Genomic DNA, 15,970 nt, shown 5'->3' on the forward strand with positions numbered 1-15,970 from the left:
CGGTGCGCTCAGGAGCCGCGCGCGGCGGTGCGTTTGAGGACCGAGTTCAGCACAGTGTTCATCTGTCGGACCTCCACTTTCAGGAATTCGTTAGACAGAGAGACGACCTTCTTGGAGAGATCTATCTTCTGCAAAGCGTTGAAAACGGTGGTGACAACGTCTGCGTTAGTACAGTGAATACCGTGGATGCTACCGACGTGAATCGCGCCAACGTGATTTCGGAACATCTTCGGGCGCGCCGACTTGAAGCCTGACGAATAAAGGATGTCCGCCTTCTTCGGCATGGGAAATCTCCACCACAGCGCGCGTGCGTTGCACGTGTAGTTGTCTCGTGCCTCCTGAGGGACTTGATCCAGATACTTCTGCAGGGCAGCCGATGGCGCGTCGCTCGTATTGAGCAGCCAGCAACGCCGCCCAGCGTGAACGAAGTGCTTCCGGAAAAAGGTCTCGCTCAGCGACGCTTGCGATTGCTCGAGGTGGCGAAACGACGACACAGCCGGTACTACATCTAGGCCAACGCGCAATTGGAAGTGAATGCGTTCGGCCTCCGTGAGCAGGAAGGTCTCCTTGCCCCCCGGGCTAAGGCCCCGGATGGCCTTTGCTGCGTCTGTGGCCTTCTCATAGGCGAGTTGCCGCTGCGCGGAACGCGTGGCCTGGGTCATTGCCACGATCTCGTCGCTGTCAGACACGTTGAACAGACGCCACTGCCCTTCGCGCGGAGCACGCTTGTCGATGATGGCGACACACGCGGTAGTCAGCACACGTTCGAATGCGGCGTTTTCGATGTGGTAGATATCCACGTCCCAAGCGGAAGCCTTGATGAAGTCGCGCAATTTTTGGCTTGCGGGACGACTGACCCACTCGTAAGGAATGACGAGGGCCACCAGGCCATCGGCGGCGACCGAGGCGAGCGCAAGCCACATGAAATACACATACGCGTTGCTTCTACCGTCACCCTTGTAGGCCACCAGCGATGTCAAACGCTCTTGCGCTTGCGCTAGCCACTTTGGCTCCAGGTCGTGGTGGCGCACGTATGGCGGGTTCCCAACGCAAACGTTGAAACCCAAAGTTTCTTCGGTTTGTTCGAAGGCGCAAGCAATATGAACTTTGTTCGGTGGCGCCAGTGCCACGGTGGGGCCTCGGCTTTCATCGATCTCGAAGCCGGTGTAACGCTCGAACTTGCCTTGGCGGGCGAAGCGAGCATCGCCGCAACCGAAATCGACCACGCTGCCAGCGTTGGGACGCGAGGCGTTTACGCGTTGCCAAACGAATTTGACCAAGCGCTCTGGCGTATCCACCTGGCAGCGGGAAAGGTAGACCTCTGCAGGCGCCACGCTATCGCCAACGCCCGACGCGTCGGCGTTTTCGCCTGTTCGATCCATCAAAATTTCTCGCCTCCACTTGGCAACTGCTCGGCTGTCATTCCTTGAGACCTCGCTGTCGTGCGCGCGAAGTATAAATTAGTAACATAATTTTCTTTTTCATTTTTTGCGGTCCGCACAGGGTACGTGAAAGGTCGGCTTGCCGCTCGATGGACCGCGCGGCTCAGTCTTCAAAATAGGCCGGTTGAGCGTCCATACACGCGCTTAGCGATCTCCTAGAGAGATCGATAGGCGAAGCCGCGGCCAACGGGGAAGAATTTCGCCAGGATGGGCGTGGCTTTTCGGAGAACACAGGAGGCTGTGTAGCATGTCATGTTGGAGACGATTCTGGCGAGGGACAAGGCATGTCGATCGACCGATATAGGCAATATCGCGCTGCGTTGAAAGTGATCCCGTCGAAAGAAAAATTCATGCCGTACGGCTGGGGTGCGCTGCCTCAAACACTGCCGTTCGAATGGATGCCGTATGCCGAGATGTTCAGGGAGTTTTCTCAAGAACTTGCCAACATCATCAACGACCTGAGCCGTTACACCCATCAGCTGGAAGCATGGCAAGCAGTGGTCGACAAGCTGGACAATGACGGAAAACTCGACGTTGCGGTGGAATTCGTTGATCCGCTAGCGACCATTGCACTCAACCTGCCCTATGTCATTCGGTCACGTTTTATCTTCGCCTCCGCCCACCTTTGTCACCAAGCTGGCCGCGCCAAAGCACCTGAGGGATGGAAGGACGATCTGGCCATGGACGACGAGATCTATTTCTCGGAGGCAGAAACGGCTGGGCGTGTCTGGAAAACATGGAACAAGCTCAAGACGAAGCTCGAGCGGCTTGGCGATAGGTCTTACCAAGCGCGGACCGGGAATTTTCGCAACACCTACAACCATCGCTTCTCCCCGCGAATCGTCTTGGGGCAGGCCAACACGGTCACGCGCCACGTCGATGATAAAACCAAGCGGGTTAGCTATGGTTTCGGAGGCATGGAGCCTTTAACACTGAAACTGGTAGTCCAGCTACTGGAAGAGCAATGCCACCACTGCTACCGAGCCTTCGAAGCCTTCCAAAAACTGATTCGCGAGCACGAAAAAGCAATTGCGATTTCTGCTTCCACAGCTCTTGCTGCGATGGCTGCGCGGCCCGCGTCGGCTTAGTTATAAAACAGGCAGATCAACCACTGGCTTATCGAGGGCACCAACCTCTTTGAGTCTCCTGTGTCACAAGCATGCAGGGCATACGTGCGTCGTACGCCATGCTAACCACCTTGCTCGATATACCGACAGAGTTACATGTATCCAGCAAATTGGTTCTGAAACTGATCCGCTTTAACCTCAGTTTTCGCAATGATCACGAGTCGGGGTGATTCGTCATCGCAAAAATCAGGCAATTCGTAATCGAGCTCGAGCATTTGTAGAGCGTGAATCACTTTCGCTTGTTCTTCGGCTGATGCATCAATAATCTCGAATCGGGTTGGAACGACGCCTTTGGCATTGATCTTCATAGATGTACCCATCGATATGTAGATGAATCCTTTATATAGGGATTCTGCTTTTCGTCAACTGCTCGACTGGCTGCCTGAAGCCCACTGAATCAGCGACCGGCCGGTTGCAAGGTTGGACAGTCGCGCAGTCACCATCGCTACCATCTCCCTGACCTATGCCTCATCGCTCGCGTCGGGCTGCACCAACAGCCGATAGCGGCGCCCGCCCCATGCGGCAGTGAGCAGCGGGTGCACCGTAGGGGGTGAGGGCTGCGGCTGCAGATCCGTGTAGGCCGCAAAGACCTGGAGCCAGCGGCCAGACAGTTCGTCGTACGCGCGCCGGTGATGTTTGGGTTCTGCCACGCGGTGCTCAAGCATCAGCATGGCGCGATCGAAGACGGGCAGATTCGATCCGAAACAGGCGCATGTGGTGCGAGTACCGGAATAGCTTCGAATTTGAAGTCGACCGCCGAAGTCGCCGCCGCAGGTGCAGAGCTTGCCTTGCGTGGCGCGTCGAAGAAAGGAGACGGGATGGCCGGCAGCGTTTCTTGCTTCAGAAAAAGCGAAACGATAAATAAGAGTGATGTCTTGGCCGGACCGAGGCTCAGAAAGGAGAAAATCTCATGATCATCAAGATCGCCCACTTCGGGTTTGGATTCGAGAACAACGAAAACGCGGTGTTGCTCGTTACCGGAATGTTCCATCACTACATCTGGTTGAAGTGATCCACCCAAAAAATACCCCTCGGGGTATTTTTTTCATCCGGAAGCCGCGGCGCGCCGTCTGAATGGTCCCTTCGCTGACTTCCGGGGGTGCGGATAAAAACTTGGACTGGTTTTATGCCGCAAGTCCAAGGCTCACCCGCTATTCGATGGGGCTGAGAGAGCCAAGAGAGATCTTGATCCGCTTCTCGTTGTACAGCGGATGTACGAGTCAACCGCTTCGATGAATTGCTCAATGGCGACGTTCTTCCAGTCTCGAGGATAGAAAAGCTCGTTCTTCAGTCGACTGAAGAAGCCTTCGCAAGCGGCGTTGTCAGGTGAGCAGGCCTTGCGAGACATCGAGCGGGTGAACTTCGCGTCGCTCATTCTGGACAACCAACCTGGCCAGCGGTAGTGGCCGCCCCGATCGGAGTGGACCACAGGCCGATCATTCGTCTCGGCCACTGTCTCGATGGCTGCGTCCAGCATCGTGTTGACCAACTCCGCGTCCGGATTGGTCCCCATGGTCCAGCTGACGACCATTCCATCGAAGCAGTCGATGATGGGCGAGAGGTACACCTTGCCCGCCGGGATCTGGAACTCGGTGATGTCTGTGAGCCATTTCGCGTTGGGGACTGCGGCCTGGAAGTCACGGTTGATGAGGTTCTCGGGCGCTGGGCTGATCTCGCCAAGGTATGACGCATATCTGCGCTTCCTGGGCCTTGGAACAACCAGGCTTTCCTGCTTCATCAACCGCTGCACGACCTTCTTGGAGATCGTGACGTCCTGGGCACTTTCCTCGCGCGTGCAAAGCCCCATGACTCCTGCTTGCATCAGCTCTGTGGAATGCCTTCGTCGCTTCACACTGCCGACGGCAGCCCTTCTGGCCTCAGGAAGGGCCTCGCGAATCCAGGAAGTTAGCGTCCCCCTGCCGGGCTAGCCCAATGCCCTCATGGTGGCCGCAATGCAGCGGTCGTGAGTGAGGTAGTGCTTGATCGCTGCCGCCTTCTGTTCCTTCGAGAACTTGGCTGCTCGGCCCGCATAGCCCGTCGGCAAGTCGAGCTTCTGCTGGTATTCGTTGTACCAGCCCTTCAGAGAATTCTTGGTTGGATAACCGAGCTGGCGGATCGTAGGTCTGACGCGCTTGCCCAGCTTGATGTAGAGCTCAACGGCTCGAATTCGATCTTCGTAGGAATACACGAACTACCTCCTGGTAGTCCAAGTTTTCGTCCGCACCCCCCGACAGCCTGGAAGGCTTACACGTCGATATTCGCCGCCCGCAGCGCGTTCTGCTCGATGAACTCCCGGCGCGGCTCCACTTCGTCGCCCATCAGCATCGTGAACACGCGGTCGGCTTCGATCGCGTCGTCGATCTGCACGCGCAGCAGGCGGCGCACGGCGGGGTCCATGGTGGTTTCCCACAGCTGCTCGGGGTTCATCTCGCCCAAGCCCTTGTAGCGCTGGCGCGAGGTGGCGCGTTCGGCTTCGCTGATCAGCCACTTCATGGCCTGGCGGAAGTCGTCGACCTTTTCTTCCTTGGCGCGCTCGCCCTCGCCGCGCTTCACCAGCGCGCCTTCGGGGCTCAGGAGGCCGCGGAAGGTGTTGGCGGCTTCGGCCAGCGCGGCGTAGTCGGCGCCGTGCACGAAGTCCTGCGTGATCACGCTGCTCTTGATGTTGCCGTGATGGCGGCGGCTGATGCGCAGCAGCGGCTTGTCGGTGCGGGCGTCGAACTCGTTGCTCACCTCGGCCGGCACGCCGGTCGTGTTGAGTTCGCGCAGCTTGGCCTGCAGCGCCACGGCCGAAGCCTCGGCGGCGGGCGTGGTGTCGAGGTCGAGCGCCACGCCGTCGGCGATGGCGCGCAGCGCCTCGGCGTCCATGAAGTTGCGCAGGCGTGCGATGACGGCCTCGGCCACCTGGTGCTTGCGCGCCAGTTCGGCCAGGGTGTCGCCGCTGAGCGTGGTCGAGCTGGCACCGCCGGTCTCGATGCGCGCGTCTTTCAGCGCCACCTTGAGCAGGAAGGCGTCGAGCGCGGGGCCGTCCTTCAGGTACTGCTCTTCCTTGCCGACCTTGACCTTGTACAGCGGCGGCTGCGCAATGTAGATGTGGCCGCGCTCCACCAGTTCGGGCATCTGGCGGTAGAAGAAGGTGAGCAGCAGCGTGCGGATGTGGGCGCCGTCGACGTCGGCGTCGGTCATGATGATGATGCGGTGGTAGCGCAGCTTGGCGACGTTGAAGTCGTCCGCGCCGCCGCCCGCCGTGGTCGCGCCGGCGCGGCCGATGCCGGTGCCCAGCGCGGTGATCATCGTGAGAATTTCGTTGCTGGTGAGCAGCTTCTCGTAGCGTGCCTTCTCGACGTTCAGGATCTTGCCGCGCAGCGGCAGGATGGCCTGGAACTTCCGGTCGCGGCCCTGCTTGGCGGAGCCGCCGGCGGAGTCACCCTCCACCAGGTAGACCTCGCACAGCGCCGGATCCTTTTCCTGGCAGTCGGCCAGCTTGCCGGGCAGGCCCATGCCGTCGAGCACGCCCTTGCGGCGCGTCATTTCGCGGGCCTTGCGGGCGGCTTCGCGGGCACGCGCGGCCTCGACGATCTTGCCGCAGATGATCTTGGCGTCGTTCGGGCGTTCCTGCAGGTAGTCGGTCAGCAGCTTGCCGACGATGTCTTCCACCGGCGCGCGCACTTCGCTGGACACCAGCTTGTCCTTGGTCTGGCTCGAGAACTTGGGCTCGGGCACCTTCACGCTCAGCACGCAGCACAGGCCTTCGCGCATGTCGTCGCCGGTGACTTCGACCTTCGCCTTCTTGGCGAACTCGTTCTCTTCGATGTACTTGTTGATGACGCGGGTCATCGCGGCGCGCAGGCCCGTGAGGTGGGTGCCGCCGTCACGCTGCGGGATGTTGTTGGTGAAGCAGAGGACCTGCTCGTTGTAGCCGCTGTTCCACTGCATCGCCACTTCGACGCCGATGTGCGTGCCGGGAATGCCGCCGTAGGTGTCGGCCGGGCGCTCGCCTTCGGCGTAGAACGAGTTCGGGTGCAGGACGGTCTTGCCCTTGTTGATGAACTCCACGAAGCCGCGCACGCCGCCGGCGCCGGAGAAGTCGTCTTCCTTGCCGGTGCGCTCGTCCTTCAGGCGGATGCGCACGCCGTTGTTCAGGAAGCTCAGCTCGCGCAGGCGCTTGGAGAGGATTTCATAGTGGAAATCGTTGTTCTCCTTGAAGATCTGCGTGTCGGGCAGGAAGTGCACCTCGGTGCCGCGCTTGTCGGTGTCGCCGATGATCTTCATGGGCGAGACTTCGACGCCGTTCACCGTCTCGAGCAGGCGGTTCTGCACGAAGCCGCGGCTGAACTCGAGCTCGTGGATCTTGCCTTCGCGGCGCACCACCAGCCGCAGCATCACGCTGAGCGCGTTCACGCAGCTCACGCCCACGCCGTGCAGGCCGCCCGACACCTTGTAGCTGTTCTGGTTGAACTTGCCGCCGGCGTGCAGCTCGGTCAGCGCGATTTCTGCGGCCGAGCGCTTGGGCTCGTGCTTGTCGTCCATCTTCACGCCGGTCGGGATGCCGCGGCCGTTGTCGGTGACGGAGATCGAGTTGTCGGAGTGGATGGTCACGACGATGTCGTCGCAATGGCCCGCCAGCGCCTCGTCGATGGAGTTGTCCACCACTTCGAACACCAGGTGGTGCAGGCCGGTGCCGTCGGAGGTGTCGCCGATGTACATGCCGGGGCGCTTGCGCACCGCCTCGAGCCCTTCGAGGATCGTGATCGAGCCTTCGCCGTAGCTGGTGTCGGCTGGGATGTCCTCCGGCGGCACGACCTGGACTTCAGGGGTGTAGACGGGCTCGGTGTGCGGCACTTCGGGCTTGTTTTCTTCAGCACTCATTCGGATATTCCTCTGTCTCTCACGGCATTCACGTGATTTTTCGGGCTCTCAAAAGCTCAATTCGCCGCCTCTTGAAAGCGCAAACCCGCGGGGGGCCGCGGGCTGTGTGCGCAAGGCGCTTCGGTGTCTGTCTGCTAGATACGCATTGGCATCACGACGTACTTGAAGGATGCGTTCTCGGGGATGGTCAGCAAGGCCGAACTGTTGGAGTCGGCCAGGTCCAGCTTGACCATGTCCTGGTCCATGTTCGACAGCGCGTCGATCAGGTAGGTCACGTTGAAGCCGATCTCGATGGTGTCGCCACCGTAGTCGATGTCGAGTTCGTCCTGTGCTTCTTCCTGCTCGGCATTGTTCGATGCGATGCGCAGCGTGCCCGGCTCGATGTTCAGGCGCACGCCCTTGAACTTCTCGCTGGTCAGGATGGCGGTGCGCTGCAGGCTGGCCAGGAGCGGCGCGCGGCCCAGGGTGACGGTGTTCTTGTGGTTCTTGGGAATCACGCGGTTGTAGTCGGGGAACTTGCCCTCGACCAGCTTGGTGACGAACTCCATGCCGCCGAAGCTGAACTTGGCCTGGTTGTTCGCGAACTGCATCTCGATGGCGCCTTCGGCGTCGGACAGCAGGCGCTGCATTTCCAGCACGGTCTTGCGCGGAAGAATGACTTCCTGGCGCGGCACTTCGACGTCGAGCGTGGCCGACGAGAACGCCAGGCGGTGGCCGTCGGTGGCCACCAGGCTCAGCTGCTTGCCTTCGGCGACGAACAGGATGCCGTTCAGGTAGTAGCGGATGTCGTGCACGGCCATCGCGAACGAGACCTGCGAGAGCAGGTCCTTCAGCGTTTTCTGCGGCACGCTGAACACGGGGCCGAAATTGGCGGCTTCCTGCACCAGCGGGAAGTCTTCGGCCGGCAAGGATTGCAGCGTGAAACGGCTCTTGCCGCCCTTGAGCACCAGCTTGCTCGCACTCGACTCGAGGCTCACGGTCTGGTCGGCCGGCATGGTGCGCAGGATGTCGATCAGCTTGCGCGCGCCGATGGTGGTGGTGAAGTTGCCTTCGTCGCCGCCGAGCTCGGCGGTGGTGCGGATCTGGATTTCGAGGTCGCTGGTGGTCAGCTGCAGCTGGCCGCCGGTCTTGCGGATCAGCACGTTCGCCAGGATCGGCAAGGTGTGACGCCGTTCGACGATGCCCGCCACCGACTGCAGCGCGGCGAGGACTTTGTCTTGGTTTGCCTTCAAAACGATCATGTCTTCTTCCTCTTCTCTATCTCTTTGAATCAGCTTGTAAGACGCCATTCTCCGCTGTCGCGATGGGCATCCTGGGTGACATCCGGCTTCAGCCCTTGAGCGTCTGCTCGAGCACGTGGAGCTGCTGGTTGAGTTCGGTGAGCTGCTGGCGCTCGCCCGAAATCTTGCGCACCGCGTGCAGCACCGTCGTGTGATCGCGCCCGCCGAACAGCTCGCCGATTTCCGGCAGGCTCTTCTGCGTGAGCTCCTTGGCCAGGTACATCGCGATCTGCCGTGGCCGCGCGATGCTGGCCGGGCGCTTCTTGCTGTACATGTCGGCGACCTTGATCTTGTAGTAGTCGGCCACCGTCTTCTGGATATTCTCGACGGAGATCTGCCGATTCTGGATCGACAGCAAGTCACGCAGCGCCTCGCGCGCCAGGGCGATCGAGATCTCCTTCTGGTTGAAGCGCGAATAGGCCAGGATCTTGCGCAGCGCGCCTTCGAGCTCGCGCACGTTGGAGCGCACGTTCTTGGCGACGAAGAAGGCCACTTCTTCCGGCATTTCGGCCGATTCGGCGCGCGCCTTGTTGATCAGGATGGCCACGCGCATTTCGAGCTCGGGCGGCTCGATGGCCACCGTGAGGCCCGAATCGAAGCGCGAAACCAGGCGCTCGTGGATGTCGGCCAGCCCCTTCGGATAGGTGTCGCTGGTCATCACGATGTGCGACTTCTTGGCGAGCAGGGCCTCGAACGCGTTGAAGAATTCTTCCTGCGTGCGGTCCTTGTTGGCGAAGAACTGCACATCGTCGATCAGCAGCAGGTCGAGCGAGTGGTAGCGCTCCTTGAACTCATCGAAAGTCTTGCGCTGATAGGCTTTGACCACATCCGAGACGAATTGCTCGGCGTGGATGTAGAGAACTTTGGAATCCGGCCGGTCTGCCAGCAGCCGGTTACCCACAGCGTGCATCAGGTGGGTCTTGCCCAGGCCGACGCCGCCGTAGATGAAGAGCGGGTTGTAGAGATGGCCGGGCATGCCCGCCACGTGCATGGCCGCAGCACGCGCCATGCGGTTGGCCGTGCCTTCGACGAGGGTGTCGAAGGTGAGGCCCGAATTGAGGCGGTTCTTGAAGCCGGCGGCAGCGGGCTCCTCGCCCGGGCCGGCCACGTCGCGCGGCACGTCGGTTTCGGTCATGACCGCCACGGGCGCAGAGCGCACGGGCGTTTCGCGGGGAGCAAGCGCTAACTCGATTGCGACCGGCTGGCCGTACATCTTTTCGGCCATGGCCGCGATCTTGCCGGCGTACTGGGCCCGGATCCAGTCGAGCTTGAACCGGTTGGCGACGAACACGGTCATGCGCGACAGGTCGTCGGCGACCTGTGCCGTCAGGGGCTTGATCCAAGTGTTGAACTGCTGCTCGGACAGCTCCTGCGCGAGCTGGTCGACGCAGGCCTGCCAGAGGCTTTCGCCGATGCCGTCAGTCGACATGGGCGGGGGAAAAAGTGATGGAACCCTCGGGCATTTCTTGGTATAGGTATTGTGGATATTCTCTGCTGGAAGGCGCCTGGCATTCTAACTTGTCAAAACCTTATCCACACGCTGACCCGGATGCCGAAAGCCCCGCAAATCCAGTCGAAGATTGTTCGGGCGGCCAATGTTTGCGATAATTGCGGGTTTCCCTGAAACCTCTTTGCGTTCTTCACCGGCGCCAGGAGTAGGAGTTCAGGGGTATCCCTGGGTCATCCCAATACGCTCCCCCGGCGCCCCGCTGGCTTCTCGTGCTTTTTCAGGCAGAGAGTCCGCGCGAACAGGGAATTAGGAAATCATCATGAAACGCACTTATCAAGCTTCCAAAGTCCGCCGCGCCCGTACCCACGGCTTCCTGGTCCGCATGAAGACCCGCGGCGGCCGTGCCGTCATCAACGCACGCCGCGCCAAGGGCCGCAAGCGCCTGGCCGTCTGACGGCAGCACACCTGCCGTTGCCAGCAGCCGACACGTCAGCGCCAGCTCCCGCGGCCGGTGCGTCCGGCCAGACCGGTAACGACGTGCGCGGCCAGGCTTCCATGCAGCGGCTCAAGACCCGCGCGCAGTTCCAGGCCGTCCTCGCAGGTGCCACCGTGGCGCGCACTGCTCATTTCGCATTGCATCGCTGTGCGCTCGATTCCGCATCGGGCGCACAGCCGTTGTTCGCGTCCGACGACGTCTGGCTGGGCGCCATGGTGCCCAAGCGCTGGGCGCGCCGCGCGGTCACGCGCAACGCCATCAAGCGCCAGATCTACGCCGTGAGCACCGCTCAGGGCGTCGCCTTGCCACGTGCCGCGCACGTGGTGCGTCTGCGCGCGGGCTTCGACCGCAAGGAATTCGTGAGCGCCACCTCGGACAAGCTCAAGGCCGCCGTTCGCGCCGAGCTCCAGCAGCTGCTGGCGCGCGCCGCGCGCGCGCCTTCGTCTTCCTCGCCGGCCCCATCCTCATCATGAAACGCCTGCTGATCGGCTTCGTGAAGGCCTACCGACTGCTGCTGAGCCCCTGGCTCGGCCAGTCGTGCCGCTTCACGCCGACCTGCTCGGTGTATTCGATCGAGGCGCTCGAGGTGCACGGCGCGCTCAAGGGCAGCTACCTGACTCTGCACCGCATCGCGCGATGCCAGCCCTGGTGCCAGGGCGGGCACGATCCGGTTCCACCGAAATCACAGCGTCGCACTGACAAGTCAGGATCGCTGTTTTCGTCTCTTCTCTCCTCCGACAAGAAGTCTTCGTCATGAACGATATCCGCCGCACGATACTGTGGGTGATTTTTGGGTTCTCGCTGGTGCTGCTGTGGGACCAATGGCAGGTCTTCAACGGCAACAAGCCGACCTTCCTGCCGTCCAGCAAGCCGGCCGCCACCGCGCCGGCCGCCGGCACGACGCCTGCCGCCACCAATGGCGTGCCCTCCGCGTCCGCCGCCCCCGGCAGCGCAGGTGCCGTGCCGACGTCGGCCACGCCGGCCGCGCCGCGCGAGAAGGTCAACGTCACCACCGACCTGTTCAAGGCCACGATCGACAGCGAAGGCGCCACGGTCAACTACCTCGAGCTGCTGAAGTACGACGAGGCCGACCGCACCAAGCACGTCGTGCTGTTCGAAGACGGCTCGCCCGCCACGCGCTACGTCGCGCAGACCGGCCTGGTGAACCCGGTGGCCGGCGACGCCTTCCCCAACCACCTGACGCAGATGACGCCGAAGGCCGGCCCGCGCGAGATGGCCGACGGCCAGAACACGCTCGAGGTGAGCTTCGAAAGCGCCCCCGTCGGCGGCCTGAAGTACGTCAAGACCTACGTGTTCCACCGCGGCGACTACGCCATCGGCGTGCGCCACGAAGTGGTCAACGTGAGCGACCAGCCGCGCGATGCCCTGCTCTACATGCAGCTGCTGCGCCACGGCACCGTGGCCGCCGGCACCATGTTCGGCACCAACACCTTCACCGGCCCGGCCGCTTACACCAACGAGAAGAAGTTCCACAAGCTCGACTTCAAGGACATCGCCAAGGGCAAGATCGAACCGCCGCCGCCGGCCAACGACGGCTGGATCGCGATGGTGCAGCACTACTTCGCTTCGGCCTGGCTGCTCAAGGGCGACCCGGCCAGCGAACAACTGCGCCGCGAATTCCGCGTGAGGGACCTGGGCGACAACCTGTTCACCGTGTCGATGGTGGCCACGCTGCCGAAGATCGCCCCGGGCGCCACGCAGGTCGTGAACAGCGTGCTGTTCGCCGGTCCCGAAGAAGAAAAGAAGCTCGAGAGCATCGCCCCCGGCCTGGACCTGGTGAAGGACTACGGCATCTTCGCGATCATCTCGAAGCCCCTGTACTGGCTGCTCACCCAGCTGCACGGCATCCTGGGCAACTGGGGCTGGTCGATCGTGGCGCTGGTGGTGCTGCTGAAGGCGGCCTTCTACTGGCTCAACGCCAAGGCGTACGCCAGCATGGCCAAGATGAAGGCCATCAACCCCAAGATCATGGAAATGCGCGAGCGGCTGAAGGACAAGCCGCAAGAAATGCAGCAGGAGATGATGCGGATCTACAAGACCGAGAAGGTCAATCCGATGGGCGGCTGCTTCCCCATCGTGATCCAGATCCCGGTGTTCATCGCGCTCTACTGGGTGCTGCTGTCGTCGGTCGAAATGCGCCATGCGCCCTGGATCGGCTGGATCACCGACCTGTCGGCACCCGACCCCTGGTACATCCTGCCGATCGTCATGACGGCCACCTCGCTGTTCCAGACCTGGCTCAACCCGACGCCGCCCGATCCGATGCAGGCCAAGCTGATGTGGATCATGCCGCTCGCGTTCAGCGTGATGTTCATCTTCTTCCCGGCCGGCCTGGTGCTGTACTGGATCACGAACAACGTGCTGTCGATCGCGCAGCAGTGGTTCATCAACAAGCGCCTGGGCGTGCTCGGCACCAAGTAACGGCAGCCGCACGGCAACCAAGCCATCCCACGAAGGGCCGCGTAAGCGGCCCTTTTTGCTGAAAGAATCCGAACCATGCTCGCCCGTACCACCGATCCCATCGTCGCCATCGCCACCGCCTCGGGGCGCGGGGCGGTCGGCATCGTGCGGGTGTCGGGCGCCAGGCTGGCGCCGCTGATCGATGCCATCTGCGGGCGTGCGCTCAAGCCGCGCGAGGCCACCTACCTGCCGTTTCGCGATGCCGACGGCGAGCCGGTCGACCACGGCCTGGCCATCCACTTTCCCTCGCCGAATTCCTTCACCGGAGAAGACGTGCTCGAGCTGCAGGCGCACGGCGGCGCGGTCGTGCTGCAACTGCTGCTGGCGCGCTGCCTGGAAGCGGCGGCCGAGCCCGACCCGGTCACCGGCCGCCCGCGCCTGCCCGGCCTGCGCGTGGCCGAGCCGGGCGAGTTCAGCCAGCGAGCCTTCCTCAACGGCAAGATCGACCTGGCGCAGGCCGAGGCCATTGCCGACCTGATCGACGCCAGCACCGAAGCGGCCGCGCGCAGTGCCGGGCGTTCGCTGTCCGGTGAGTTCTCGCGCGAGATCCACACCCTGCGCGATGCGCTGATCCACCTGCGCATGCTTGTCGAGGCCACGCTCGACTTTCCGGAGGAAGAGATCGATTTCCTGCAGAAGGCGGATGCGGCCGGGCAGCTGGCGAAGCTGCAGTCGCAACTGGCCGCGGTGCAGCAGCGCGCGCGCCAAGGCGCCTTGCTGCGCGAAGGCATCAAGGTCGTGATCGCGGGGCAGCCCAACGCGGGCAAGAGCTCATTGCTCAACGCACTGGCCGGCGCCGAGCTGGCCATCGTGAGCGCGGTGGCGGGCACCACGCGCGACGTGGTCTCGCAGACCATCCAGATCCACGGCGTGCCGCTGCACGTGGCAGACACCGCCGGCCTGCGCGAGAGCAGCGACGAGGTCGAGCAGATCGGCGTCGCGCGCGCCTGGGGCCAGATCGAAAGCGCGGACGCCGTGCTGTTCCTGCACGACCTGACCCGGGCCGCGTTGCCGGACTACGCGGCCGCCGACGCCGAGATCCTGGCGGGCCTGCGGCGCAAGCTGCCGGCGAGCGTGCCGGTGCTGGATGTCTGGAACAAGCAGGACGCGGCGCCTTCGGCACGGCCCGCAGAAGGCATCGCGCTGTCCGCCAAGACCGGCCTGGGCATCGAGGCCCTGCGCGAACAGCTGCTGGCCATGGCCGGCTGGCAGGCCGTGCCCGAGGGCGTGTACCTGGCGCGCGCACGCCACGTGCAGGCGCTGGCGCAGGTCGAGGCGCACCTGGCACTGGCAGCCAGCCACCTGGCTGCGCAGGCCCAGCTGCTCGATCTGCTGGCCGAGGAACTGCGGCTGGCGCAGAACGCGCTGAACGAGATCACGGGGGAGTTCGGTGCCGATGACCTGTTGGGGGTCATCTTTTCGCGCTTCTGCATTGGCAAATAGCGACAGGCGCCGCAAAAACGTAATCACTTGTAGCCCAATCTGGCGGCCATCGCGGATACTTCGAGACCGATGCGGGGGTTGAGAAAAGCATGTCCATCCAGAATCTGAGCCGCGCCATCGCGGAGAACATGAGCACCGACGCTTTTGCGTTGACGTTCAGCGTCCAGCAATGGGAAACGCTGGCCGGGTACCTGCAGCCCATCGAGACCGCCGTCGGCGACGTGCTGATCGAGCAGGGAACGCCGGACCGCTCGGTGTTCTTCATCGAGAGCGGCGCCATCAGCGTGCACCGCGTCAGCAGCAAGGAGCAGATGCGGCTCGCCGTGCTCACGCCGGGGTCCGTGGTGGGCGAAGGCTCGTTCTTCTCGCGCCTGCCGCACTCCGCCAACGTGGTGGTCACCGGCGCGGGCCGCGTATGGCGGCTCAACGCGATCCGCTTCGCCGAGATGTCGAACCGCCAGCCCAACCTGGCGCTGGAAATCGCGATGGCGCTGGGCGCGGTGATCGCCAAGCGCATGGCGCACCGCTCCAAGCGCGTCGCCGTGACCTGAGGCCCCGGCGGCCTCTTCGCCAGACTTCCCTTCCAGATGCGGGCATGCCCGCCAACAGCCCTTTTTCGTTCCGGTTCCCGAGAGTAGTCAGTAGTACGCCATGGCCTTGATCTGTCCGGTCTGCAGCACGGAAAACCGTGACGGCGCGAATTTCTGCCGGAGCTGCGGTGCCACGCTGTCCGGCAAGGCCGCCAGGATTCCCCCGCCGCCGAGCCCGGAGCGCGAGTGGGCGACCACCGCTCCCGCCCAGCTGCGCGCACCGACCATACCCGCGCCGCTCTCCGATCCGCGCGAGGCCGAGCCCGGGCGTTCGTTCTTTGGAAGATCGCCCACCCCGCCACCGTCGGACGACCAGGAGACGGTGGTCATGGTCTACGACGACCCCCCACCACCGCCGCCCGCGCCATCGTCGGGCTTCGAGACGGCGCGGCCGGAAAAGGCCGAGCGCAAGCGCACCCGGGTCAAGGTCCGGCGGCCGGTCGAGCGGCCGCCCCGCAAGCGGGTCATCCTGCTGTGGCTCGGGCTGCTGGCGGTGGCGGTACTGATGATGGTCGCGGGCTGGTACGGCTACGGAACCAGCAAGGCGCCCGCGGCGGTCACCGATACCGGACCGGCGGCATCGGCACCGCCCGTCGAGCCCGCGACGCCTCCAGCCGAGCCGGCACCACCCACGGCGCAGGCGCCGGCCGCGCCGCAGCCTCCGGCGGCCGAGGCACCTCCCGTCGCCGAAGCCGCACCGCCCGCGGCAAGCACCAGGCCCGCCGCCCGGCCACGCAAGCAGGCAACCGTTTCAGCCCCCGCGCCCGGCGCCGCTGAGACTCCGGCACCCGCCGT

At 63.2% G+C, this 15,970-nt stretch carries 14 protein-coding genes and 3 pseudogenes; 9 read left to right on the forward strand and 8 right to left on the reverse strand.

The features are described from left to right. Positions 1–8 precede the first annotated feature (8 nt). Positions 9–1,382, reverse strand: coding sequence for an Eco57I restriction-modification methylase domain-containing protein (locus AC1RVW_RS26245; protein ID WP_493203521.1), 1,374 nt, complete (start codon positions 1,380–1,382; stop codon positions 9–11). A gap of 344 nt (positions 1,383–1,726) precedes the next feature. On the opposite strand from AC1RVW_RS26245, the gene AC1RVW_RS26250 reads away from it, so the two are divergent. After that, positions 1,727–2,530, forward strand: coding sequence for a hypothetical protein (locus AC1RVW_RS26250; protein ID WP_493203523.1), 804 nt, complete (start codon positions 1,727–1,729; stop codon positions 2,528–2,530). 131 nt (positions 2,531–2,661) lie between these two features. Here AC1RVW_RS26250 and AC1RVW_RS26255 read toward each other — a convergent pair whose 3' ends face one another. From AC1RVW_RS26255 to dnaA, 7 genes and pseudogenes are all read right to left on the reverse strand, one after another. Beyond that, positions 2,662–2,877, reverse strand: a complete 216-nt coding sequence (locus AC1RVW_RS26255) for a hypothetical protein (protein ID WP_493203525.1) — start codon at positions 2,875–2,877, stop codon at positions 2,662–2,664. A gap of 153 nt (positions 2,878–3,030) precedes the next feature. Next, the gene (locus tag AC1RVW_RS26260; protein ID WP_493203527.1) at positions 3,031–3,240 is read right to left on the reverse strand and encodes a hypothetical protein; all 210 of its coding nucleotides are present in this window, start codon (positions 3,238–3,240) and stop codon (positions 3,031–3,033) included. Beyond that, positions 3,234–3,560: a hypothetical protein gene (locus AC1RVW_RS26265; protein WP_493203529.1), complete on the reverse strand. Its 327-nt coding sequence runs from the start codon at positions 3,558–3,560 to the stop codon at positions 3,234–3,236. The genes AC1RVW_RS26260 and AC1RVW_RS26265 overlap by 7 nt, the downstream gene beginning before the upstream one ends. Positions 3,561–3,720: 160 nt before the next feature. Next, positions 3,721–4,757 (reverse strand): annotated as a pseudogene (locus AC1RVW_RS26270) (IS3 family transposase). Between the two features lie 56 nt (positions 4,758–4,813). Further along, positions 4,814–7,435, reverse strand: coding sequence for a DNA topoisomerase (ATP-hydrolyzing) subunit B (gyrB, locus tag AC1RVW_RS26275; protein ID WP_106936289.1), 2,622 nt, complete (start codon positions 7,433–7,435; stop codon positions 4,814–4,816). A gap of 134 nt (positions 7,436–7,569) precedes the next feature. Further along, positions 7,570–8,676 (reverse strand): DNA polymerase III subunit beta, encoded by a 1,107-nt coding sequence (gene dnaN / locus AC1RVW_RS26280; protein WP_081269781.1) that lies wholly within the window; start codon positions 8,674–8,676, stop codon positions 7,570–7,572. Between the two features lie 88 nt (positions 8,677–8,764). Then, on the reverse strand, positions 8,765–10,144 hold the full coding sequence (gene dnaA / locus AC1RVW_RS26285) for a chromosomal replication initiator protein DnaA (RefSeq protein ID WP_081269782.1): 1,380 nt from the start codon (positions 10,142–10,144) through the stop codon (positions 8,765–8,767). Between the two features lie 340 nt (positions 10,145–10,484). Between dnaA and rpmH the strand changes: the two genes are divergently transcribed. The 8 genes and pseudogenes from rpmH to AC1RVW_RS26325 all read left to right on the forward strand — a co-directional run. Next, positions 10,485–10,619, forward strand: a complete 135-nt coding sequence (rpmH, locus tag AC1RVW_RS26290) for a 50S ribosomal protein L34 (protein ID WP_007834827.1) — start codon at positions 10,485–10,487, stop codon at positions 10,617–10,619. 101 nt (positions 10,620–10,720) lie between these two features. Further along, positions 10,721–11,134, forward strand: a complete 414-nt coding sequence (locus AC1RVW_RS26295; RefSeq protein WP_493203533.1) for a ribonuclease P protein component — start codon at positions 10,721–10,723, stop codon at positions 11,132–11,134. Continuing rightward, entirely contained in the window at positions 11,131–11,418 is a 288-nt protein-coding gene (gene yidD / locus AC1RVW_RS26300) for a membrane protein insertion efficiency factor YidD (protein WP_106936290.1), read from the forward strand. Before AC1RVW_RS26295 ends, yidD begins: the two co-directional genes overlap by 4 nt. Then, a complete protein-coding gene (gene yidC, locus AC1RVW_RS26305; protein ID WP_081269784.1) occupies positions 11,415–13,103 on the forward strand; it encodes a membrane protein insertase YidC in 1,689 nt (562 codons plus the stop codon). The genes yidD and yidC overlap by 4 nt, the downstream gene beginning before the upstream one ends. Before the next feature lie 75 nt (positions 13,104–13,178). Beyond that, positions 13,179–14,585, forward strand: coding sequence for a tRNA uridine-5-carboxymethylaminomethyl(34) synthesis GTPase MnmE (gene mnmE, locus AC1RVW_RS26310; protein WP_081269785.1), 1,407 nt, complete (start codon positions 13,179–13,181; stop codon positions 14,583–14,585). An 89-nt stretch (positions 14,586–14,674) separates the two neighbouring features. Beyond that, a complete protein-coding gene (locus tag AC1RVW_RS26315; protein ID WP_081269786.1) occupies positions 14,675–15,136 on the forward strand; it encodes a Crp/Fnr family transcriptional regulator in 462 nt (153 codons plus the stop codon). Between the two features lie 100 nt (positions 15,137–15,236). Then, positions 15,237–15,284: pseudogene (locus tag AC1RVW_RS26320) on the forward strand (hypothetical protein); the annotation flags it as partial. 219 nt (positions 15,285–15,503) lie between these two features. Further along, positions 15,504–15,970, forward strand: a pseudogene (locus tag AC1RVW_RS26325) (zinc ribbon domain-containing protein); the annotation flags it as partial.

This window comes from Variovorax sp. MPBD4-3, assembly GCF_058809745.1.